This is a genomic window from Citrobacter sp. FP75, assembly GCF_018342065.1.
GTDB lineage: Bacteria > Pseudomonadota > Gammaproteobacteria > Enterobacterales > Enterobacteriaceae > Citrobacter.
On sequence record NZ_JAFDOE010000009.1, the window covers coordinates 58959 to 80602 of the forward strand.

19 protein-coding genes are annotated in these 21644 nt (G+C 53.8%); 7 read left to right on the plus strand and 12 right to left on the minus strand.

All coding sequences use genetic code 11. From position 1 onward, the window contains the following. The first annotated feature begins 172 nt into the window (after positions 1-172). Complete coding sequence (locus JQ822_RS21485) at positions 173-487, plus strand: DUF485 domain-containing protein (protein ID WP_045438627.1); 315 nt, start codon at positions 173-175, stop codon at positions 485-487. Then, a complete protein-coding gene (gene actP / locus JQ822_RS21490) occupies positions 484-2133 on the plus strand; it encodes a cation/acetate symporter ActP (RefSeq protein WP_213135165.1) in 1650 nt (549 codons plus the stop codon). Before JQ822_RS21485 ends, actP begins: the two co-directional genes overlap by 4 nt. A 46-nt stretch (positions 2134-2179) precedes the next feature. Here actP and JQ822_RS21495 read toward each other — a convergent pair whose 3' ends face one another. Together JQ822_RS21495 and JQ822_RS21500 are read right to left on the minus strand one after the other, a co-directional pair. Next, positions 2180-2869 carry an LrgB family protein gene (locus tag JQ822_RS21495; protein ID WP_213135166.1) on the minus strand — a complete coding sequence of 230 codons (690 nt, stop codon included), beginning with the start codon at positions 2867-2869 and terminating at the stop codon, positions 2180-2182. Beyond that, positions 2862-3272 carry a CidA/LrgA family protein gene (locus tag JQ822_RS21500; protein ID WP_135323512.1) on the minus strand — a complete coding sequence of 137 codons (411 nt, stop codon included), beginning with the start codon at positions 3270-3272 and terminating at the stop codon, positions 2862-2864. Before JQ822_RS21500 ends, JQ822_RS21495 begins: the two co-directional genes overlap by 8 nt. Before the next feature lie 101 nt (positions 3273-3373). Here JQ822_RS21500 and JQ822_RS21505 point away from each other — a divergent pair, with 101 nt between their 5' ends. Continuing rightward, positions 3374-4264, plus strand: coding sequence for a LysR family transcriptional regulator (locus JQ822_RS21505; RefSeq protein WP_213135167.1), 891 nt, complete (start codon positions 3374-3376; stop codon positions 4262-4264). Positions 4265-4302: 38 nt separating this feature from the next. Here JQ822_RS21505 and JQ822_RS21510 read toward each other — a convergent pair whose 3' ends face one another. The 3 genes from JQ822_RS21510 to soxR all read right to left on the minus strand — a co-directional run bounded on the left by JQ822_RS21510 (position 4303) and on the right by soxR (position 8487). Further along, on the minus strand, positions 4303-5949 hold the full coding sequence (locus tag JQ822_RS21510; RefSeq protein WP_213135168.1) for a Na+/H+ antiporter: 1647 nt from the start codon (positions 5947-5949) through the stop codon (positions 4303-4305). A 158-nt stretch (positions 5950-6107) separates the two neighbouring features. Beyond that, on the minus strand, positions 6108-7457 hold the full coding sequence (gene ghxP, locus JQ822_RS21515) for a guanine/hypoxanthine transporter GhxP (protein WP_213135169.1): 1350 nt from the start codon (positions 7455-7457) through the stop codon (positions 6108-6110). 571 nt (positions 7458-8028) lie between these two features. Continuing rightward, positions 8029-8487: a redox-sensitive transcriptional activator SoxR gene (gene soxR / locus JQ822_RS21520; protein ID WP_213135170.1), complete on the minus strand. Its 459-nt coding sequence runs from the start codon at positions 8485-8487 to the stop codon at positions 8029-8031. A gap of 86 nt (positions 8488-8573) precedes the next feature. On the opposite strand from soxR, the gene soxS reads away from it, so the two are divergent. Next, positions 8574-8897, plus strand: a complete 324-nt coding sequence (gene soxS / locus JQ822_RS21525; RefSeq protein WP_135323517.1) for a superoxide response transcriptional regulator SoxS — start codon at positions 8574-8576, stop codon at positions 8895-8897. A 2-nt stretch (positions 8898-8899) separates the two neighbouring features. On the opposite strand, the gene JQ822_RS21530 is transcribed toward soxS, so the two are convergent. After that, positions 8900-10486: an EAL domain-containing protein gene (locus JQ822_RS21530; RefSeq protein WP_213135171.1), complete on the minus strand. Its 1587-nt coding sequence runs from the start codon at positions 10484-10486 to the stop codon at positions 8900-8902. Positions 10487-11038: 552 nt separating this feature from the next. Between JQ822_RS21530 and JQ822_RS21535 the strand changes: the two genes are divergently transcribed. Then, the gene (locus JQ822_RS21535) at positions 11039-11320 is read left to right on the plus strand and encodes a YjcB family protein (RefSeq protein ID WP_135323520.1); all 282 of its coding nucleotides are present in this window, start codon (positions 11039-11041) and stop codon (positions 11318-11320) included. A gap of 178 nt (positions 11321-11498) precedes the next feature. Here the strand turns inward: JQ822_RS21535 and ssb1 are convergent, their stop codons facing one another. Next, complete coding sequence (gene ssb1, locus JQ822_RS21540) at positions 11499-12032, minus strand: single-stranded DNA-binding protein SSB1 (protein WP_045438572.1); 534 nt, start codon at positions 12030-12032, stop codon at positions 11499-11501. A gap of 251 nt (positions 12033-12283) precedes the next feature. On the opposite strand from ssb1, the gene uvrA reads away from it, so the two are divergent. Continuing rightward, positions 12284-15106, plus strand: coding sequence for an excinuclease ABC subunit UvrA (gene uvrA / locus JQ822_RS21545; protein ID WP_213135172.1), 2823 nt, complete (start codon positions 12284-12286; stop codon positions 15104-15106). A gap of 41 nt (positions 15107-15147) precedes the next feature. Here uvrA and JQ822_RS21550 read toward each other — a convergent pair whose 3' ends face one another. The 5 genes from JQ822_RS21550 to dnaB form a co-directional block, all read right to left on the minus strand. Beyond that, positions 15148-15501 (minus strand): MmcQ/YjbR family DNA-binding protein, encoded by a 354-nt coding sequence (locus JQ822_RS21550; RefSeq protein ID WP_213135173.1) that lies wholly within the window; start codon positions 15499-15501, stop codon positions 15148-15150. Positions 15502-15621: 120 nt separating this feature from the next. After that, the gene (gene aphA / locus JQ822_RS21555) at positions 15622-16335 is read right to left on the minus strand and encodes an acid phosphatase AphA (protein WP_213135174.1); all 714 of its coding nucleotides are present in this window, start codon (positions 16333-16335) and stop codon (positions 15622-15624) included. A gap of 183 nt (positions 16336-16518) precedes the next feature. Then, positions 16519-17712: an aromatic amino acid transaminase gene (tyrB, locus tag JQ822_RS21560; protein WP_213135175.1), complete on the minus strand. Its 1194-nt coding sequence runs from the start codon at positions 17710-17712 to the stop codon at positions 16519-16521. Positions 17713-17843: 131 nt separating this feature from the next. Beyond that, positions 17844-18923 carry an alanine racemase gene (gene alr / locus JQ822_RS21565; RefSeq protein ID WP_213135176.1) on the minus strand — a complete coding sequence of 360 codons (1080 nt, stop codon included), beginning with the start codon at positions 18921-18923 and terminating at the stop codon, positions 17844-17846. Positions 18924-19100: 177 nt separating this feature from the next. Next, positions 19101-20516, minus strand: a complete 1416-nt coding sequence (dnaB, locus tag JQ822_RS21570; protein WP_135323527.1) for a replicative DNA helicase — start codon at positions 20514-20516, stop codon at positions 19101-19103. A gap of 61 nt (positions 20517-20577) precedes the next feature. On the opposite strand from dnaB, the gene JQ822_RS21575 reads away from it, so the two are divergent. Then, positions 20578-21561 carry a quinone oxidoreductase gene (locus JQ822_RS21575; RefSeq protein ID WP_213135177.1) on the plus strand — a complete coding sequence of 328 codons (984 nt, stop codon included), beginning with the start codon at positions 20578-20580 and terminating at the stop codon, positions 21559-21561. Positions 21562-21644 lie beyond the last annotated feature (83 nt).

Below are 21644 nucleotides of genomic sequence, written 5' to 3' on the forward strand. Positions count from 1 at the left end.
TCAAAATGGGAGAGGGAAAATATATAAAAAACCTCCCCAAAGGATTTCGCGTTGCAGGAAGGCGGCAAGCGAGCACATCCCCAGGAGCATAGTTCACTATGTGACTGGGGTGGGCGAGTGCGGCCAACACACCTGCGGCGTGAAAGACGAAGGGGCCTCTGGAGACTCTGTGATGAATGACAATATTTATCAGCGGATAGAAGACAGTGCGCGTTTCAGGGAATTAGTTGAAAAAAGGCAACGGTTTGCCGCTGTTCTGTCCATCATCATGCTGGTGGTTTATATCAGCTTTATTTTACTAATTGCCTTTGCGCCTGGCTGGCTGGGGACGCCGCTGCATGCGGGAACCAGCGTCACCCGGGGTATTCCGATTGGGGTGGGTGTGATCCTTATCTCCTTCATTCTGACCGGGATCTACATCTGGCGGGCAAACGGTGAATTCGATCGTCTTAACAATGCGGTTCTGCACGAGGTTAAAGCATCATGAAGAGAGTCCTGACGGCGCTTGCCGCCACGCTGCCCTTCGCCGCAAACGCGGCGGATGCTATTAGCGGTGCAGTCCAACGCCAGCCAACCAACTGGCAGGCGATTGTCATGTTCCTGATTTTCGTCATCTTTACGCTCGGTATTACCTACTGGGCATCCAAGCGCGTGCGTTCACGTAACGACTATTACACCGCCGGCGGCAACATCACCGGCTTCCAGAACGGACTGGCGATCGCGGGCGACTATATGTCGGCGGCATCGTTCCTCGGGATTTCCGCGCTGGTATTCACTTCCGGTTATGACGGACTGATTTACTCGCTCGGCTTCCTGGTCGGCTGGCCGATTATCCTGTTCCTGATCGCCGAACGTCTGCGTAACCTCGGTCGTTATACCTTTGCCGACGTTGCCTCTTACCGTCTGAAACAGGGTCCAATCCGTATTCTGTCAGCTTGCGGTTCGCTGGTGGTGGTTGCGCTGTACCTGATTGCCCAGATGGTCGGTGCCGGTAAGCTTATCCAGCTACTGTTCGGTCTGAATTATCACATTGCCGTGGTACTGGTGGGTGTGCTGATGATGATGTACGTGCTGTTCGGCGGCATGCTGGCAACCACGTGGGTGCAAATCATCAAAGCCGTACTGTTGCTGTTCGGTGCCAGCTTTATGGCCTTCATGGTGATGAAGCACGTTGGCTTCAGCTTCAACAACCTGTTCACCGAAGCGATGGCGGTACACCCGAAAGGCTCTGCAATTATGAGTCCGGGCGGATTGGTGAAAGATCCAATATCAGCGCTGTCGTTAGGCCTCGGATTGATGTTCGGTACGGCAGGTCTGCCGCATATTCTGATGCGTTTCTTCACGGTTAGCGATGCCCGCGAAGCGCGTAAGAGCGTGTTCTACGCCACCGGCTTTATGGGTTATTTCTACATCCTGACCTTTATCATCGGCTTTGGCGCGATCATGCTGGTCGGTGCTAACCCGGCGTACAAAGACGCCGCTGGCCAGCTTATCGGCGGTAACAACATGGCTGCAGTGCATCTGGCCAACGCGGTGGGCGGTAACCTGTTCCTCGGCTTTATTTCGGCAGTAGCATTCGCCACCATTCTGGCGGTCGTTGCCGGTCTGACGCTGGCGGGCGCATCGGCGGTATCTCACGACCTGTACGCCAACGTGTTCCGCAAAGGTGCTACCGAGCGTGAAGAACTGCGCGTGTCGAAAATCACCGTGCTGGTACTGGGCGTGATTGCCATCCTGCTCGGCGTGATGTTTGAAAACCAGAACATCGCCTTTATGGTGGGCCTGGCGTTCGCCATTGCCGCAAGCTGCAACTTCCCGATCATCCTGCTTTCCATGTACTGGTCGCGTTTGACCACGCGTGGCGCAATGTTGGGTGGCTGGTTAGGTCTGATAACGGCGGTGGTATTGATGGTGCTTGGCCCAACGATTTGGGTGCAAATCCTCGGCCACGAAAAAGCCATTTTCCCGTATGAATATCCGGCGCTGTTCTCCATCAGCGTGGCGTTCCTCGGTATCTGGTTCTTCTCTGCCACCGATAACTCCGCAGAAGGCAATCGCGAGCGTGAGCAGTTCCGTGCTCAGTTCATCCGTTCCCAGACCGGGTACGGCGTAGAACAAGGTCGCGCACACTAATCTCCCTTCACCTCCGGCTCTCGGGCCGGAGGGTTCCCCCCCGTTCTCAGAACATCAGCCTCGCGACCAGCGGTGCCACCAGCACCATCACCACGCCGGAGAGCATCATCACCAGGCTGGCTATCACCCCTTCCTGCTGGCCAAGCTCATAGGAACGTGCAGTGCCTGCGCCGTGCGACGCCGCACCAAACCCGGCCCCTTTCGCCATACCTTCGCGGATGGAAAGACGCAAAAATAGCATGTCGCCAACCGCCATACCGAACACGCCCGTGATCACCACAAATAGCGCGACCAGATCCGGCTGTCCGCCCAGCGGCTCTGCCGCTGCCAGCGCAAATGGCGTGGTCACGGAACGCACCGCCAGACTGCGCTGGATCTCATCAGGTAACATAAACAGACGCGCCAGCCATACCGAACTGGTGACAGCCACCAGCGTTGCCGTCACCACGCCCGCCGTCAGCGACATCCAGTGGCGCTTAATCACCGCGAGATTATCGTAAACCGGCACGGCAAAAGCGATGGTCGCCGGGCCCAGCAGCCACATCAGCCAGTGCGATTCACCAATATAGTTTTGCCAGGAGATATGCCCGAACACCAGCATCAGCACCAGCAGCGCCGGCGTGAGGACCAGCGGCATCAGCGGCAATTTACGAAAACGACGATACAGGCGTTTGTTGGCAAAATAGATACCCAATGTAATCACCAGACACAGCACGCTTAACTGGAAATTACTCACGGTTTAACCTGCTCATTTCATAGCGATACACTTTATCGACCACCCACGCCGTTGCGCCGAGCACCATCAGCGTACTGATCGCAATAACGGCAAAAATACGCCAGCCATCCACCAGCAGCAGGTGCGTATAATTCACCACCGCGACCACCGCCGGGACAAAAAACAGCAGCATTTCAGCCAGCAACCAGCGGGCGCCTGCGCGTATCCAGCTAAGCGGGATCACGCGGCACACAATCAGCGCCAGCATCAGTACCATCCCGACCAGATTGGCGGGAAGCGGCAAATGCAGCCAGGAGACGAGATATTGGGCAAAAACAAATAAACCTGCGTACAACAGAACCTGAACGGGGATCTGGAGTCGATGAATAACGGCAGGCGTCACGCGGCTTATCGCCACAGCCATGAGGGAGTGTCCGTAAAAAATAGAGAGCGCCAGTATAGAGACCCACCTCCCTGGACTGAAATGAATTAAACTCATTGCAGGCATAGTCTTAAGGAATAATCATGGATATCAGAACGCTGCGATATTTTGTTGAGGTGGTTCGCCAGCAGAGTTTTACCCGCGCGGCGGAGAAGCTTTTTGTCACCCAGCCCACTATCAGCAAAATGTTGAAGAACCTTGAAGACGAGCTGAACTGTACGCTGTTAATTCGTGACGGACGGCGATTGTTGTTGACCGACACCGGGCGAATCGTCTTCGAACGCGGCCTGGCGATCCTCGCCGAATTCCGCCAGCTTGAAGCGGAACTCAGCGATATTAACCATCTCAATAAAGGGATCCTGCGGCTCGGTATTCCCCCGATGGTCGGCATGTTAATGGCCGGGCCCATCAGCCTGTTTCGCCAGCGTTATCCCGGCGTTGAGCTGAAAATAGCAGAATTTGGCGGCTTAACCGTTCAGCAAGCGGTGATGAACGGCGATCTGGATGTGGCAATGACGGCGCTGCCGGTTGAAGAAGAGAGCGGGTTGGCAACGTTACCGCTTTTCAGTCATCCGCTCTGCGTGCTGGTCCCGCGCTCCGGTCAGTGGACAACGTGTGAATCCATTTCCCCCGAAGCGCTGGCGGAGCACCCGCTGCTTATATACAACGAAGATTTTGCCCTGAGCCGTCAGCTACTGGAGTTGTTTAGCCAGCACAACGTCAAGCCGCGCATTGCAGTCCGCAGCGGGCAGTGGGATTTCCTGGCTGCGATGGTGCAGGCCGGGGTCGGGATCGCCATTTTACCGGAACCGATTTGCCAAAGGCTGGATAAGCAAACCCTGCGCTGGATCCCGCTGGAGAGTCATTTACGCTGGCAGTTGGGTATGATCTGGCGCGAAGGTGTTTATCTTTCTCACAGCGCCCATGCGTGGCTGAAATGCTGCGAAGGTTTTTGGTTAACGCAGGAGTCGTAAGTGCCGGATGCGGGGTAACCGCCATCCGGCACAACCGTTTATTGGTTCTCGATCAATAACGCTTCCAGCAAATCCAGATCGTGCAGCAGTTTCTGCAGCGTTTCATTGCTGATTTCGCGCGTGGCGCGCAGGTGATAAAGCTCCGCACGTTCTGAGCGCAGCGCGGCCAGACGAAAACGTCGTTCGAGGTTTTCTTCCTGCATGGAGCTTTCTACATCGTTTCGCCCATCGGCACGACGACGCAGATTACCAATCACGCGCGAACTCACCTCGGTTAGAAGCTGATTATCAATATTCTCTTCGCTGTCCGCAGCCAGACGTTCTTCCATTTTCTGGATGGCGACAATCGCCACTTCCGCCGTTGCGGCGCGGGCAATGCGAATCTCTTTTTGCTGCTGCGAGTGATCCGCCACTTCCAGATGCTGCAGCAGAATCGGCAGCATCACCACGCCAACAAACAGCGAGAACAGAATCACACCGGCGGCGAGGAAGATCAGCTCATAACGTGCCGGGAAGCCGCTGCCGTCCGGCAACAATAGCGGAATGGAGAGCACACCAGCCAGCGTGATGGCCCCGCGCACGCCAGCAAAGGATGCGATCAGGATTTCACGCGTGGTCCAGGAGCCAAACTCCATTGGTTTTTTCTTCAGAAAACGCATGCTGAAGTTTTTCATGGTCCACAGCCAGCCAAAACGCACCAGCATCAGCGCCACGTAAATCAATACGATATCGGTAAACAGCATCCAGATTTCGACATTCGGATCGGCTTCTGCCGCCGCCAGCGAAGACTCCAGAATCCCCGGTAACTGTAGCCCTAACAGCAGGAAGACCATGCCGTTAAACACAAACTCGAGCATGGCCCAGGTGCTGTTCGCACGTAAACGCATCGCCAGCGGTGCGCGACGCATCACGCCGGAACGGGTGATTGTCATCCCGGCAGCCACCGCCGCGAGGATCCCGGAAACACCAATGTGTTCCGCAATCAGATATGAGGCAAACGGCAGCAGGAACAGCAGGACGATTTGCGTCGCAGGCTCGTCACCACCCCAGCGGCTGAGAAAACGCAGGGAGCGACCGTACAGCCAGCTGACCACAAAACCCGCCAGGATCCCGCCAATCGCCACCTTAAAGAATTCAACCGTCGCGCCGCCGACGGTAAACACCATCGTCCCCATCGCCACGGCGACAGCAAACTTGAGTGAAACCAGGCCAGAGGCGTCGTTCATTAACGCTTCGCCCTGCAGGATGCCCATGATTTTCTTCGGTATGCGTCCTTCACCAACGATGCCGGAAAGCGCAACGGCATCGGTGGGTGACAGCACGGCTGCCAGCGCAAAAGCTGGGATCAGTGGAATCCCCGGCACCAGCCAGTAAATCATAAAGCCAATTCCGACCACCGTGACCAGCACGAGCGCCAGCGCAAGGCCGAAAATCTCTCGCCCGTGCTCAAGAAACTCACGCGTTGGCGTCTTCCAGCCATCGGCAAACAGCAGCGGCGGGATGAACAGAACCAGAAAAAGTTCGGGGTCGAATTCCACATGCAAACCAAACGTCGGCCACGCCAGCAAGGCGCCGATGGCGATCTGCATAAGGGGTAAAGGGAGTTGGAAGGGCAATACGCGAGTAAATACCCCCGACAGCGAGACCACAAGGGTCATGATGAGTATGGTAAAAAAGATTTCCATGCGTTCCCTGTTTGCGATGTTTCTTATGATATGTGACGAGAGGCGTCGTGCCTCAATTCTATCTTCTTCAGAGTAACGCAAAAGACAACGGGATGTGTTCTGAAAATAAAAACGGGCGGCAAAAGCCACCCGTTTTTAGGATCGTCATCAAATCAGAATCAGATTGCCCAGCCGCCTGCATAGAAGGCTACCAGCGCGATGGAAATGACCACGGTACCGATATTCAGTTTGCGCCATTCACCGGAAACAATGCGTCCAATCACCAGCGTGGCAAAGCCGATCATAATGCCGGTCACGATGTTACAGGTCAGCACGATGAACACGGCGGTCACCAGACCCGCCATCGCATCCACAAAGTCTGCAAAGTCGATTTTCGCCACATTGCTCAGCATCAGCAGACCGACATACATCAGCGCCGGTGCAGTTGCGTAGGCAGGAACCAGATAAGAGAGTGGAGAGAGGAACAGGATCAGCAGGAACAGAACGCCGACGGTGATCGCCGTCAGACCGGTTTTACCGCCCGCTGCCGTACCCGCCGCGGACTCAATGTAAACCGCTGCAGGGGCCGCGCCCACCAGACCAGAGAACACGCTGCTCAGGGAGTCGGTGGTCAGCGCTTTGCCGCCATCAATAATCTGTCCGTCTTTATCCAGCAGGTTCGCCTGTCCAGCCACAGCACGTATCGTTCCGGTCGCATCGAAGACGGCGGTCATGACCAGCGCCAGCACGCTCGGCAGAACGACAGGATTCAGTGCGCCCATAATATCCAGGCTGCCAATCAGGGAATTACCTTCCGCATCGCTCAGAGAAGGCATGGCAAAAATACCGGAAAAATGTACGGTAGGGTCGAAAATCAGGCCAACAACGGAAATACCGATAATGGTCAGCAGGATACCGCCCGGAACTTTCAGTTTTTCGAGGCCGATAATGACCGCCAGGCCAATCAGCGACATAATCACCGGGAAGGTATCGAAATCACCCAGGGCAACCGGCAGGCCGTCCAGCGGGTTCTTAATCACCAGGCCAACGCCGTTTGCCGCAATCAGCAGCAGGAACAGACCGATACCAATCCCCGTGCCGTGCGCAACACCCTGCGGCAGGTTGCGCAGGATCCAGCTACGGATACCGGTCGCGGAAATAATGGTAAACAGGACGCCCATCAGGAACACCGCGCCCAACGCAACAGGCACGCTAATATGCTGCCCCAGCACCAGACTAAATGCGGTAAACGCCGTCAGAGAGATAGCGCAACCAATCGCCAGCGGCAGGTTGGCCCACAGGCCCATCACAATAGAACCCACACCGGCTACCAGGCAGGTCGCCACGAATACGGCCGCAGGCGGGAATCCGGCTTTACCCAGCATCCCTGGGACCACGATAACGGAGTAAACCATTGCCAGGAACGTCGTTAATCCGGCAACGACTTCCTGACGGACGGTACTGCCACGGAGCGAAATTTTAAACCAGGCGTCGAGTGAACCGCCGGTACGCGCTGAAGGCGTAGACATAGAAAACATCCCCTGAGAGTTTATTTTTCGTCAATATGCGTGATGGACAATCCACTGCCTGCTAAACGTTTTCTCCATGTGCCAGGTTTGCGTCAAAAGGGGTGTCGCAAAAAAGCAAACGTTTAGCTTCGCGCATAAAAAACGGGTGGTAAAAAAAAGCAAACGATTATCCTGCGATCATACGGCGGTTTTCAACAGAACTTTGCCGCTTTTTATGCTTTTCTTCTTATAGCGCACAAGAAATAAGCGACCGATGCGCAAACGTTATCGTTAATGCGCAATCTGGCAACAAATTTCTCTTTGTTATTGCAACATCCGCGATTATTTCACCCACAAAGTCGCGCAGAAAAATAGGTGAAGATGCTGGGAAAATTTCGGCTAAAAAATCATCAATTGACTGGCAATTGTCCTGGGGTGACTTACAATTACTTTATCAACACAGACCGGAACCTCCACTAAGTGCTCGATGAGGGGTGTTGATGTCGGGGGAAACCCTCCCGTGAGCCAGCGGGATAGAGTGAAAGACAAAGACCGGAACCAAACTAAAGCGCCCTCCTGTGGCGCTTTAGTTTTAATCATCTTCCAGCAATCGTGCGCCCGTCCCCTGCTCGCCAAGCTGATCGCCCGGGTTACGCAACGGGCAATCACTGCGCGACAAACAACCGCAGCCGATACAGCCATCCAGCTCATCGCGTAACGCCACCAGAGTGTGAATGCGTCGATCAAGCTCTTCACGCCACTGCGAAGAAAGCTGCCTCCACTCTTTCGCACTGAGCGAGTGGCCTTCAGGTAACACACCCAACGCATCACCAATTGTCGCCAGCGGAATACCAATCCGTTGAGCAATCTTAATAATGGCCACATAACGCAGCACATCACGTTTATAACGACGCTGATTACCGCCGTTGCGCATGCTGCTGATTAGCCCTTTGCTTTCATAGAAATGCAGGGTCGATACCGCCACGCCGCTACGCTTTGCGACTTCACCGGGGGTGAGCAGCGCTTTAATACGGGGTAATTTATTTTCCATAAATTGCTTTACCTCAAGTTAACTTGAGGAATTATACTCGCCCACAGACAAAACGACGAATCGAATACTGAGAAAGAGGCTGCCATATGTCCCATCAGCAGATTATTCAGACACTTATTGAATGGATTGATGAACATATCGACCAACCGCTGAATATTGAAGCGGTCGCGAAAAAATCAGGTTATTCAAAATGGTATTTACAGAGAATGTTCCGTACAGTGACGCGCCAGACCTTGGGTGACTATATCCGTCAACGTCGACTGCTGCTGGCCGCCGTTGAGTTACGCAATACCGAGCGGCCTATTTTTGATATTGCGATGGATCTCGGCTATGTATCGCAACAAACATTCTCGCGCGTGTTCCGCCGCGAGTTTGATCGCACACCCAGCGACTATCGCCACCGGCTGTAGGATTATTGCCCGCTCTGCGTCAGTATGGCGGGCGACCGCTGGATCCAGTGCATGAACTCCTGCGGCGGCAATGCCTTCGCAAAATACCACCCCTGACAGTACTGTACGCCACGCTCAAGCAGCCAGCTGATTTGCTCAGCCGTTTCTACCCCTTCTGCAATCGTCTTCAGCTGTAAACTTTGCGCCATTTCGATGATATGTTCAGCAATCATGTGGCTGGTGCTGTTGGTGGCCAGCGTGCTGATAAACGATTTATCTATCTTCAGAATATCCACGTTCAACGAAGACAAATTGTGCAGATTGGAATATCCGGTACCAAAATCATCAAACGCGACTTCATAACCCGCCTGACGAAATTCCTGAATAACTGGGGTCATTTTCTGCAAATCAATAAACCCGCGTTCGGTTACCTCAACCTTAATTTGCTGTGAACGGACGGAGTAATCACGTGATTTCTCAGCAATCAGCGCAATCAGTCGGGACGAATGAAAATCAGAGGCAGAGAGATTCATTGAGATATAAAGCTGAGGGTGTGCCGACAGAAAATAGCCCAAATCGTTGAACACTTCTTCAACCACGTAATCCGTTACCTTCTCAATCATCCCTTCCTTCTCGGCCAGCGGAATAAATTCCGTCGGCCCCATGACCTCGCCTTTACAACCGGGCCAACGCAGCAGTGCCTCGGCCCCGACGCATTTTCCATTTTTGATATCAATGATCGGCTGGTAATGCAGGCAAAGCTGGCGTTTTTTGATCGCGCGTTTTAGCAGGCGGCGAGGAGAATAGTATTGTTGGCGTGTGCGCCACCACATGAGCAGTATCAGGATGCTACTGATCACGCCAAAGGGGAGCGTCAACGTGGCTTCATGATAGAAATTCTGATTTACGCGATCGCCCGTGGTCGAGACAATAATCGCAATCGGCCGCTTTTCTGAATGAACGATGGTATAAAAGCGATCGTTTTGCTGGAACGTAGAGGCTTCGCCGCGTACCAGCGGCAATAACTGCGCTACATTTGCCCCTTCGCTGGCAGAGAAAAAGCTATCCGTTACCGTATCGTAAACGCCCCAAGCCAGACCTGGGTCATCAGACATGACCTCACTGTAGGATAATGGGTTGATGACGACAACGTAGTTTCCTCTTTGCATATACGTCATTTTGTAGCCAGAAAAAAACGGCGTATCGCGATAGTAATAAATGGAGATGTCCGGCGTACGCTTATAGTCAGCCGTGGGCATAATATATGAGGCTGACGGCGCCATCGATGTAGAGCACAAAAAATGATCAGCCTGCGCATAAATGAGCTCGCTGATATATAAACGCCCACGAATAATATTCAGCATGTTTTTCTGATGCGCCGGGGTACACATCTTCCCTTGATACAGCTGCGCCATATCGCGTGCTAAATCGGCTTGCTGGATCACCAGTTCCGTTTTATTTAGGACCAATTGAGCAAAAGTGCGGAGTTGATGGCGAGTTTCGGACATCGCCCTGACGTGAGCAAACCATAATGCCAGCACCACGGGGAGCAATACCACCGTGAACGTTCCTAGGATTCTCAGCGTCTTACGTCGCGCACTGTGAGTCATGTCAGCCCTATTTCCCTGTATCGTATATGCCATTACCCATCAAGGCAGGATGCTATAAACGCCGGCTAGTTAAGTTGCATGAATCTATCAACATTAGCAACTGCCGTCTCTATGTAAAAGTCTGATAATAGCGGATGATGATATTCTTTTTCCGTAAGGCAAACTTAAAGTTAAGCTTATTTTAAAATAGCACACTGTAAAAATCGTAATGTTTTATCCGCGTGATACTGGTTGCGTATAAAAAACACATTAAAATTCTTAACGATTAATTTCGGTTAAAGGTAACAGGCAGTATAAATACATCTTTAATGGTTAATTACTTATTATCTATTCCCCCCACTTAATAACCATATACTAAATAGGGTTATATTCCTGCAAAAAACATTCTCCGTCACTGGTGAACAAACAAACAGATGTGATATAGTTCACAAAAATCATGTAACAGAAACAGTGTTTCATTGATGTGCATGCCCGCCGATAGCCAGAGCGCCACACCTGTTGTGAACAACCCCGCGCTGTCCTGGGCATCAAGACTTTCTGAGGACGTTTTTCATGGCAACAATAACTACTGGCGTAGTTCTTCTGCGGTGGCAGCTGCTGAGTGCGGTGCTGATGTTTTTAGCCAGCACGCTCAATATCCGTTTTCGTAAATCAGATTATATTGGCCTGGCCGTCATTAGCAGCGGTTTGGGGCTGGTTTTTGCCTGCTGGTTTGCAACCGGATTGCTCGGCATCACCCTGATGGACGTATCCACTATCTGGAATAACATCCAATCCGTTATGGTAGAGGTCATGAGCCATACGCCGCCAGACTGGCCGATGGTACTGACCTGATAAAAAGAAAGCGTCTGACTAAACCCAGGCTTCGGTCGGACGCTTATTTTAGGTCAAATGGGCCCATTTAAGGCTCTGGACTACCACCCCATACGGAAACCCACGGTTTCTTCAAATACAAAAAACCCCATCGAAACGGGGTTTTTTCATCACTGCGACATCAATCGTTTAGCAACGATTAGAATGGGATATCGTCGTCAAAGTCCATCGGCGGTTCGTTAGACGGCGCTGCCGGAGCAGACTGCTGCGGACGAGACTGTGCGCCACCGCTAAACTGGTTGCCACCCTGCGGCTGCTGAGGCTGACCCCAACCACCCTGTTGACCGCCACCGGCATTACCACCCGCCGGTGCACCACCGCCCTGACGGCCACCCAGCATTTGCATGGTGCCGCCAACGTTAACAACAACTTCAGTGGTGTACTTCTCAACACCAGACTGGTCGGTCCATTTACGGGTACGCAGCTGACCTTCAATGTAGACCTGAGAACCTTTACGCAGATATTCGCTGGCCACTTCCGCCAGTTTGCCAAACAGCACAACGCGGTGCCATTCAGTCTGCTCTTTCATCTCACCGGTCGCTTTATCACGCCAGGATTCGGAAGTAGCCAGCGTAATGTTGGCAACTGCGCCACCATTCGGCATATAGCGTACTTCCGGGTCCTGGCCCAGATTACCGACGAGAATCACCTTGTTTACGCCTCTGCTGGCCATGATCGTGTCTCCTGAAAAACGTTTCTGAATAAGTGTAAGCGCGGGATTGTAGCATTTCCAATAGCGCTTTTACTACGTTGCGAGGCGGATTCCAGTAAACAACCTCAGCCAGACATTGTTGCACAGACACCTGCGTTTTGCATTCCAATACTGTATATCCATTCAGGTTGGGTTGTGTCATAATTAACCGTTTGTGATCGCCGGTAGCACCATGCAGCCAGGCAAAAAAGCGTTTAATCCGGGAAAGATGAATGGATAAGATCGAAGTTCGGGGCGCCCGCACCCATAATCTCAAAAACATCAACCTCGTCATCCCGCGCGACAAGCTAATTGTCGTCACCGGGCTTTCGGGCTCAGGCAAATCCTCGCTTGCTTTCGACACCTTGTATGCCGAAGGGCAGCGTCGTTACGTTGAATCGCTTTCCGCGTATGCTCGTCAGTTCCTGTCGCTGATGGAAAAACCGGATGTCGACCACATTGAGGGGCTGTCGCCAGCCATCTCCATTGAACAAAAATCGACATCTCATAACCCGCGATCCACGGTAGGTACGATTACCGAAATCCACGACTACCTGCGCCTGCTGTTTGCCCGCGTCGGTGAGCCGCGCTGTCCGGATCACGACGTACCGCTGGCGGCGCAGACCGTCAGTCAGATGGTGGACAACGTTCTGTCGCAGCCAGAAGGCAAGCGCCTGATGCTGCTGGCACCGGTGATTAAAGAGCGGAAAGGCGAACACACCAAAACGCTGGAGAATCTGGCAAGCCAGGGTTACATCCGCGCCCGTATTGACGGTGAAGTGTGCGACCTTTCCGATCCGCCCAAGCTGGAGCTGCAAAAGAAACACACCATTGAAGTGGTGATTGACCGCTTCAAAGTGCGCGACGATCTCTCCCAACGCCTGGCGGAGTCTTTTGAAACTGCACTGGAGCTTTCCGGTGGTACGGCGGTGGTTGCCGATATGGACAACCCGAAAGCGGAAGAGCTGCTGTTCTCCGCCAACTTTGCCTGCCCGATTTGCGGCTACAGCATGCGCGAACTGGAACCACGCCTGTTCTCGTTCAACAACCCGGCGGGCGCATGTCCAACCTGCGACGGCCTCGGCGTACAGCAGTATTTCGACCCTGACCGCGTGATCCAAAACCCGGAACTGTCGCTGGCCGGTGGCGCTATTCGTGGCTGGGATCGCCGTAACTTCTATTACTTCCAGATGCTTAAATCACTGGCGGAACACTATAAATTCGACGTCGAAGCCCCGTGGGCCAGCCTGAATCCTGCCGTGCATAAAGTGGTGCTGTACGGTTCCGGCAAAGAGAATATCGAATTCAAATACATGAACGATCGCGGCGATACGTCCGTACGTCGTCACCCGTTTGAAGGTGTGCTGCACAATATGGAACGCCGTTATAAAGAGACGGAATCCAGTGCGGTACGCGAAGAGTTATCTAAGTTCATCAGCAACCGACCATGCGCCAGCTGTGAAGGCACGCGCCTGCGTCGTGAAGCACGCCACGTGTTCGTGGAGAACACGCCGTTGCCCACCATTTCCGACATGAGCATCGGTCATGCGATGGATTTCTTCAACAATCTCAAACTTGCCGGTCAACGGGCGAAGATTGCGGAGAAAATCCTTAAAGAGATTGGCGACCGCCTCAAATTCCTGGTTAACGTCGGTCTGAATTACCTGACGCTGTCACGCTCCGCTGAAACGCTCTCCGGCGGTGAAGCCCAGCGTATTCGTCTGGCAAGCCAGATCGGTGCAGGCCTGGTCGGCGTCATGTACGTGCTGGATGAACCGTCTATCGGTCTGCACCAGCGCGACAACGAACGCCTGCTGGGCACGCTTATCCATCTGCGTAACCTGGGTAATACCGTGATTGTGGTCGAGCACGATGAAGATGCGATTCGCGCCGCTGACCACGTGATCGACATCGGTCCGGGCGCGGGTGTCCACGGTGGACAGGTGGTCGCGGAAGGCACGCTGGATGACATTATGGCGGTACCGGAATCGCTCACCGGTCAGTTCATGAGCGGCAAGCGCAAGATTGAAGTGCCTAAACAACGCGTGCCCGCTAATCCGGAAAAAGTGCTGAAACTCACCGGCGCGCGAGGCAATAACCTGAAAGAGGTCACCCTGACGCTGCCGGTTGGCCTGTTTACCTGTATTACCGGCGTATCCGGTTCCGGTAAATCGACGCTGATCAACGATACGCTGTTCCCAATTGCGCAGACGGCGCTGAACGGTGCGACACTGGCGGAACCTGCGCCGTATCGCGATGTTCAGGGTCTGGAACATTTCGACAAAGTTATCGACATCGACCAGAGCCCGATTGGTCGTACGCCGCGTTCCAACCCGGCGACCTATACCGGCGTATTTACGCCTGTACGCGAACTGTTTGCCGGTGTGCCGGAATCACGCGCGCGCGGCTACACGCCGGGGCGTTTCAGCTTTAACGTGCGCGGTGGACGCTGCGAAGCCTGCCAGGGCGATGGCGTGATCAAAGTCGAGATGCACTTCCTGCCGGATATCTACGTGCCGTGCGACCAGTGCAAAGGCAAGCGCTACAACCGAGAAACGCTGGAGATTAAGTACAAGGGCAAGACTATCCACGAAGTGCTGGATATGACCATTGAAGAAGCGCGTGAGTTCTTTGATGCCGTTCCGGCGCTGGCGCGTAAGCTGCAAACGCTGATGGACGTTGGTCTGACCTACATTCGTCTGGGGCAGTCCGCAACGACCCTCTCCGGCGGTGAGGCCCAGCGCGTGAAGCTGGCGCGTGAGCTGTCAAAACGCGGTACCGGACAAACGCTGTATATTCTCGATGAGCCGACCACCGGTCTGCACTTTGCGGATATTCAGCAGTTGCTGGACGTGTTGCATCAGCTCAGGGATCAGGGCAACACCATCGTGGTGATTGAGCATAATCTGGACGTGATTAAAACGGCCGACTGGATTGTCGATCTCGGCCCGGAAGGCGGTAGCGGCGGCGGGGAAATCCTGGTTGCCGGTACGCCGGAAACGGTCGCTGAATGTGAAGCCTCGCACACCGCCCGCTTCCTCAAACCGCTGCTGTAATCATATCCATGCCGCTTCCGGAATCATCAGGAAGCGGCAGATTATGACACCAGCAACCTGCGTTTATCTTCCGGAAGCGTATTGATAGCCTGTTGCCAGGAAGCGTCCACCAGATAGTAAATCTGTGAATCGGGTAGCGAACCGTCCAGATACACCGTGCTCCAGTGCGCTTTGTTAAGATGCCTGCTTGGTCGTACATCGCTATGCTGCTGACGCAATAACTCAGCCAATTCGGGGCTGGTTTTCAGCGACACCGCCGGGCGACCTTCCACCTCTTTCACCATGGCAAAAAGCACATCTTCGACTTTAATTTGCGTGGCTTTCCAGTCACTGTGCACGCTTTGTTCGGCACCTGTTTTCGCCATGCAGTATTGCAGCAACTCCGAATTCGTCATTTTTATTCCCCTTACCAGCAGCTCGCCTAATGAGAACATCTTTTACTCAGTGTGCAGCAAGTCTGCCAAAGGTAAAAGCCAGTCGCGTAAATTTGTTTAAAAAACCAGCAGCCAGCGTTCTCAATACTCCGAATTGACGATCACCTCTTCACCAAACGCACCGGCCTGTGGCAACGGTTTATAGGTAGAGTTAGAGGCCCGCAGAATACGAATACCGCGGATTCCTACGTCGCGCGCGGCGGTAATGTCGTTGTCAGAGTCACCGTAGAACATACGGATGCCTTTATCCTGCAGCCACTGCGTTTTGGTATTTTGACCAGGTTTGTCACCGGCAAAAATAACCGGATTCATATTCGCGGCCGGGATGTGAAAGTTATCAGCCAGCGTTTTAGACACGGTTTCGGTTTTTGTCTGGCTACGCCCCGTGACAAAAAAGATGCTGTCGCCGCGGCGAACATGCATATCAATCAACTGACGCGCCACTTCTTTTGGAATGCTGAACTCATCCCAGCCGTTGTTCATTTTTTCCCAGAAGGCCGGATTCTTCAGGTAATCCTCACTGTCCGGAGAATACGTTTTTTTACCGCGCCAAAAGCCCGGGCTGGAAAAAAGAACGGTGTCATCAATATCGAATCCGACGGCCATCGGCGGGCGTCCGGTCAGGCTGTTTTCAATTTGGGCAACAGAAACCCAGTGAACAGGGGATTGCTCAGCGAGTTTTGCAACGTTGGTGCCTGGATTGAGCTGTGAGGGGGAAGAAACTAAAGCCTGGGCGGAATGATTTAACGTGAACAATAAGCAAACGGCACTGAGTGCCAACGTAATCTTGCGCATATTTTTCCCTAAGTAGTCAGCTAGTTATCATTTTTTTATTAACAACTGGTCAAAAAACTATCTGACCTTACCCCCTGGGGAAGGTGAAAGGAAGGGATTTCTCTGGTTTTGTTACAGAAAAAGAGGACGATCACATTGGTAACAGGCCTGATAGCGCTACGCGTATCAGGCCCACAAACTCAGTTACATAACAGCGGCAAACGCCTTCGCCACGCGCTGGACGTTGCCGTGATTTAATCCGGCAACGCACATGCGACCGCTGGCAATCAGGTAAACCCCGAATTCATCACGCAGACGATCGACCTGAGCGGCACTCAACCCGGTATAGCTGAACATGCCACGCTGTTGCAGCAGGTAATCAAAGTTACGGCCCGGCATCTCGGCATGGAGAACATTGACCAGCTCCTGACGCATCGCCAGGATGCGGGTACGCATTGCTTCCACTTCCGCCAGCCAGTTGGCTTTAAGCACGTCATCACCCAGCACGGTAGCAACAACCTGCGCACCAAAGTTAGGCGGGCTGGAGTAGATACGACGCACCGTGGCTTTTAACTGCCCCAGCACGCGCCCCGCGGTCTCGGCGTCTTCGCAAACCACAGAAAGACCGCCAACTCGCTCACCGTACAAAGAGAAAATTTTAGAGAATGAGTTGCTGACCAGTGCCGGTAATCCGGCGCTGGCAATGGCGCGGATCGCATAGGCGTCGTCTTCCATGCCCGCCCCAAATCCCTGATAGGCAATATCAAGGAATGGGATCAGATCGCGCGCTTTCAGAATCTCGATAACCGCATCCCACTGTGCTGGCATTAAGTCCGCACCGGTTGGGTTATGACAGCACGGATGTAACAGCACAATACTGCGCGCCGGTAAGGTATTCAATGTTGCCAGCAGGTCGTTGAAGCGCACGCCGTTGGTCGCGCTGTCATACCAGGGGTAAGTGCTTACTTCAAATCCCGCCCCTTCAAAAATCGCAATATGGTTTTCCCATGTCGGATCGCTAACCCAGACGCCAGAGTCAGGGAAGTAACGCTTCAGGAAATCCGCGCCCACTTTTAGCGCACCGGATCCCCCCAGCGTCTGAATCGTCGCCACGCGTTGTTGCTGGAGCACCGGGTGTTCTGCGCCAAACAGCAGCGGCGCAATGGTATGGCGATAGCTGTTCAGGCCTTCCATCGGCAGGTACAGCGACGCGCCCTGCGGCTTAGCATTGAGCCGGGCTTCCGCTTCTGCCACCGCTTTAAGCTGAGGAATAATCCCGTCTTCGTTGTAGTACAGACCGATGCTGAGATTCACTTTGTCGCTACGTGAATCTTCCTTGAAGCGCTCCATGAGCGATAAAATCGGGTCGCCGGCGTAGGCGTCAACTTTTTGAAACACGTGGTGGTTCTCCAGGTTTACAGGCAGGGGATTAGAACACAATAAACCGGAAGCGGGAGAAGATCGAGAGGATGTTGAGAGGATTAGTGCCGGATGGCGGCGGAACCGCCTTATCCGGCTGACAACCCGGTTCAGTCCACGTACTTCATCGCCACCCTTGAGGTCAGGCGCGTGATAAGTTCGTAAGCACTAACTTTCGTTATTTCTGCAATACGTTCAACGGGCAGCCCCTCGCCCCACAAAATCACTGGGTCACCAGCTTTTTCCTGTGCTTCAGGTCCCAAATCAACGCAGATCATATCCATGGCTACGCGGCCAACAATCGGCACTTCCCGGCCATTGACCAGTACCGGTGTGCCGGACGGCGCCGCACGCGGATAGCCGTCGCCATAACCCATCGCCACAACGCCCAGGCGCGTGTCACGTTCGCTGTGCCATGTTCCGCCATAGCCAACGGGTTCCCCCGCTTTGTGCTCACGCACGGCGATCAGACTGGAAGTGAGTGACATCACCGGCTGGCAGCCAAAATCGGCACCCACTGAATGGTTCTCCAGGGGCGATACGCCATACAGAATCAGCCCCGGTCGCGCCCAGTCGAAGTGGGACTGCGGCCACAGCAGGATGCCACCTGACGCGGCAATAGAACGCTGACCCGGCTTGCCTTCACAAAAGCTATTGAAGATATCGAGCTGCTTTTCCGTCGCGCCACATTCAGGTTCGTCTGCGCGAGCAAAGTGGCTGACAATGTTGACCGGCTGACGCACGTTTTTACATTGGGTCAAGCGCTGATAAAACGCCTCAGCCTGCTCCGGGCGCACGCCCAGACGGTGCATACCGGTGTCGAGCTTCATCCAGACGGTGACCGGTTCCGTCAGTTCTGCCGCTTCCAGGGCCGCAAGCTGCTCCTGATTGTGTACGGCAGTATGCAGCCGCTGCGCGGAGATCGTCGGCAGATCGGTGGCATCGAAAAAACCCTCCAGCAGCAGGATGGGTTGCGTGATCCCACCTGCGCGCAGCCGCAGGGCTTCTTCAAGACGAGCGACACCAAAAGCGTCCGCATCGGGGAGCGTTCGCGCGGTCTCTAACAGACCATGGCCGTAAGCGTTCGCTTTCACTACCGCAACCAGTTTACTGGCGGGTGCCAGTTCACGCAGACGTTGCAGGTTGTGTCGCAGAGCGCGGCGGTTAATGACAACAGTTGCCGCTTGCATTTGAATTCCTTAATAAATGTTTGCTTTGGTGACCCGATCTTTAAAAAAAATTTATCCTCTAAATCATTTGAGTCACAGCAAGGCGGCAAGGCCGTAAATCCCCAGGAGCTTAGCTAACTAAGTGACTGGGGTGAACGGGTGCAGCCAACACCGCTGTGGCTCGAAGGATGACGAGGATTATTCGTCGTCGTATTGTGGGCCCGCATAGTTATCAAAGCGCGACCATTGACCATTAAACGTCAGACGCACCGTACCGATTGGACCGTTACGTTGCTTACCAATAATAATTTCCGCGATACCTTTTAAGTCGCTGTTCTCGTGATAAACCTCGTCACGATAAATAAACATGATTAAGTCGGCATCCTGCTCGATAGAGCCCGATTCACGCAGATCCGAGTTGACCGGACGCTTGTCGGCGCGTTGTTCCAGAGAGCGGTTAAGCTGCGACAGCGCCACCACCGGCACATGCAGTTCTTTCGCTAACGCTTTCAGCGAGCGAGAAATTTCAGCAATTTCCAGAGTACGGTTGTCGGAAAGCGACGGCACACGCATCAGCTGTAAGTAGTCGATCATAATAAGCCCGATACCGCCGTGTTCACGGGCGATACGCCGCGCACGCGAACGCACTTCCGTGGGTGTCAGACCGGAGGAGTCATCAATATAGATGTTTCGTTTCTCCAGCAAGATACCCATGGTCCCGGAAATTCGCGCCCAGTCTTCGTCATCCAGTTGACCGGTACGGATTTTGGTCTGGTCCACGCGCGACAGCGAGGCCAGAGAACGCATCATGATCTGTTCTGAGGGCATTTCAAGACTGAAGATAAGAACCGGCTTATCCTGCAACATCGCCGCATTTTCGACGAGGTTCATCGCGAACGTCGTTTTACCCATCGACGGACGCGCGGCGACGATAATCAGGTCCGACGGCTGTAAACCGGCGGTTTTTTTGTTGAGGTCATCATAACCGGTATTCACCCCAGTGACGCCGTCATGCGGCTGCTGGAACAGCTGCTCGATGCGCGCGACGGTGGCGTCGAGCACCTCGGTAATATTTTTCGGGCCTTCGTCTTTATTAGCGCGGCTTTCAGCGATTTTAAAGACGCGGGATTCCGCGAGATCCAGCAGGTCTTCACTGGAACGCCCTTGCGGATCAAAACCGGCCTCCGCGATTTCATGGGCGACCGAAATCATGTCGCGGACCACGGCACGTTCGCGGACGATATCCGCATAGGCGCTAATGTTCGCCGCACTTGGCGTATTTTTAGATAACTCAGCCAGGTAAGCAAAACCGCCGACGCTGTCGAGTTGCCCCTGCACTTCCAGCGACTCTGCCAGGGTTATCAGATCGATGGGTTTGCCCATCTCCTGCAGACGGTGCATTTCGGTGAAGATATGCCGGTGCGGTCGGGTGTAAAAATCTTCCGCGACGACACGCTCGGCGACATCGTCCCAGCGTTCGTTATCCAGCATTAAACCGCCCAACACCGACTGTTCCGCTTCAATCGAGTGCGGCGGTACTTTCAGCCCGGCAACCTGCAGATCGCGGTCACGAGCATCAGTCTGTTGTTTGTTGAAGGGTTTATTTCCTGCCATAGTGAATGGAGTTACCGAGATAATGATTGGGTCGAAAGATTACCACATTTCTGGAGGAAGCATGGCAACACGTATTGAATTTCACAAGCACGGCGGCCCTGACGTACTAAAGGCTGTGGACTTTACGCCCGTTGATCCGGCCGAGCATGAAATCCAGGTCGAAAACAAAGCAATTGGCATCAACTATATCGATACTTACATCCGCAGCGGGCTGTATCCGCCCCCCTCTCTGCCCAGCGGATTAGGCACTGAAGCGGCGGGCGTGGTCAGCAAAGTCGGCAGCAAAGTTACGCACTTAAGCGTCGGCGATCGCGTGGTCTACGCCCAGTCCATGCTCGGTGCCTACAGCTCCGTGCATAACGTCCCCGCCGATAAAGCCGCCATTTTGCCCGACGCCATCTCGTTTGAGCAGGCTGCCGCATCCTTCCTGAAAGGATTAACCGTTTTCTATCTGTTGCGTAAAACCTATGAAATTCAACCTGGCGAACCGTTTCTGTTCCATGCTGCCGCAGGCGGCGTCGGGCTGATTGCCTGCCAGTGGGCAAAAGCACTAGGGGCGAAGCTGATTGGTACAGTCGGCAATGCGCAGAAGGCGCAAACTGCATTGCAGGCCGGCGCATGGCAGGTGATTAACTATCGTGAAGAGAGCATTGTTGAACGCGTTAAAGAGATAACCGGCGGTAAAAAAGTGCGGGTGGTTTATGACTCCGTGGGTAAAGACACCTGGGAAGCGTCGCTGGACTGCCTGCAACGCCGGGGGCTGATGGTCAGTTTTGGTAATGCCTCCGGGCCGGTGACTGGCGTTAACTTAGGGATTCTGAACCAGAAAGGTTCGCTGTATGCCACACGCCCTTCGCTGCAGGGCTACATCACCAACCGCCATGAGTTGACCGAAGCCAGTAATGAGCTGTTTTCACTGATTGCCAGCGGCGTGATTAAAGTCGATATCGCGGAAGGTCAGAGATTTGCGTTGCAAGACGCCCGGCGTGCGCATGAAGTACTGGAAAGCCGGGCCACGCAGGGGTCGAGTTTGCTGATCCCGTAATGCGCCGACTTCCCCTGAATAATGATGAAAGCAGCCAACACACCTGGAGTTTAAATTATGACGGGGAAAGAAAGAATTAGGGC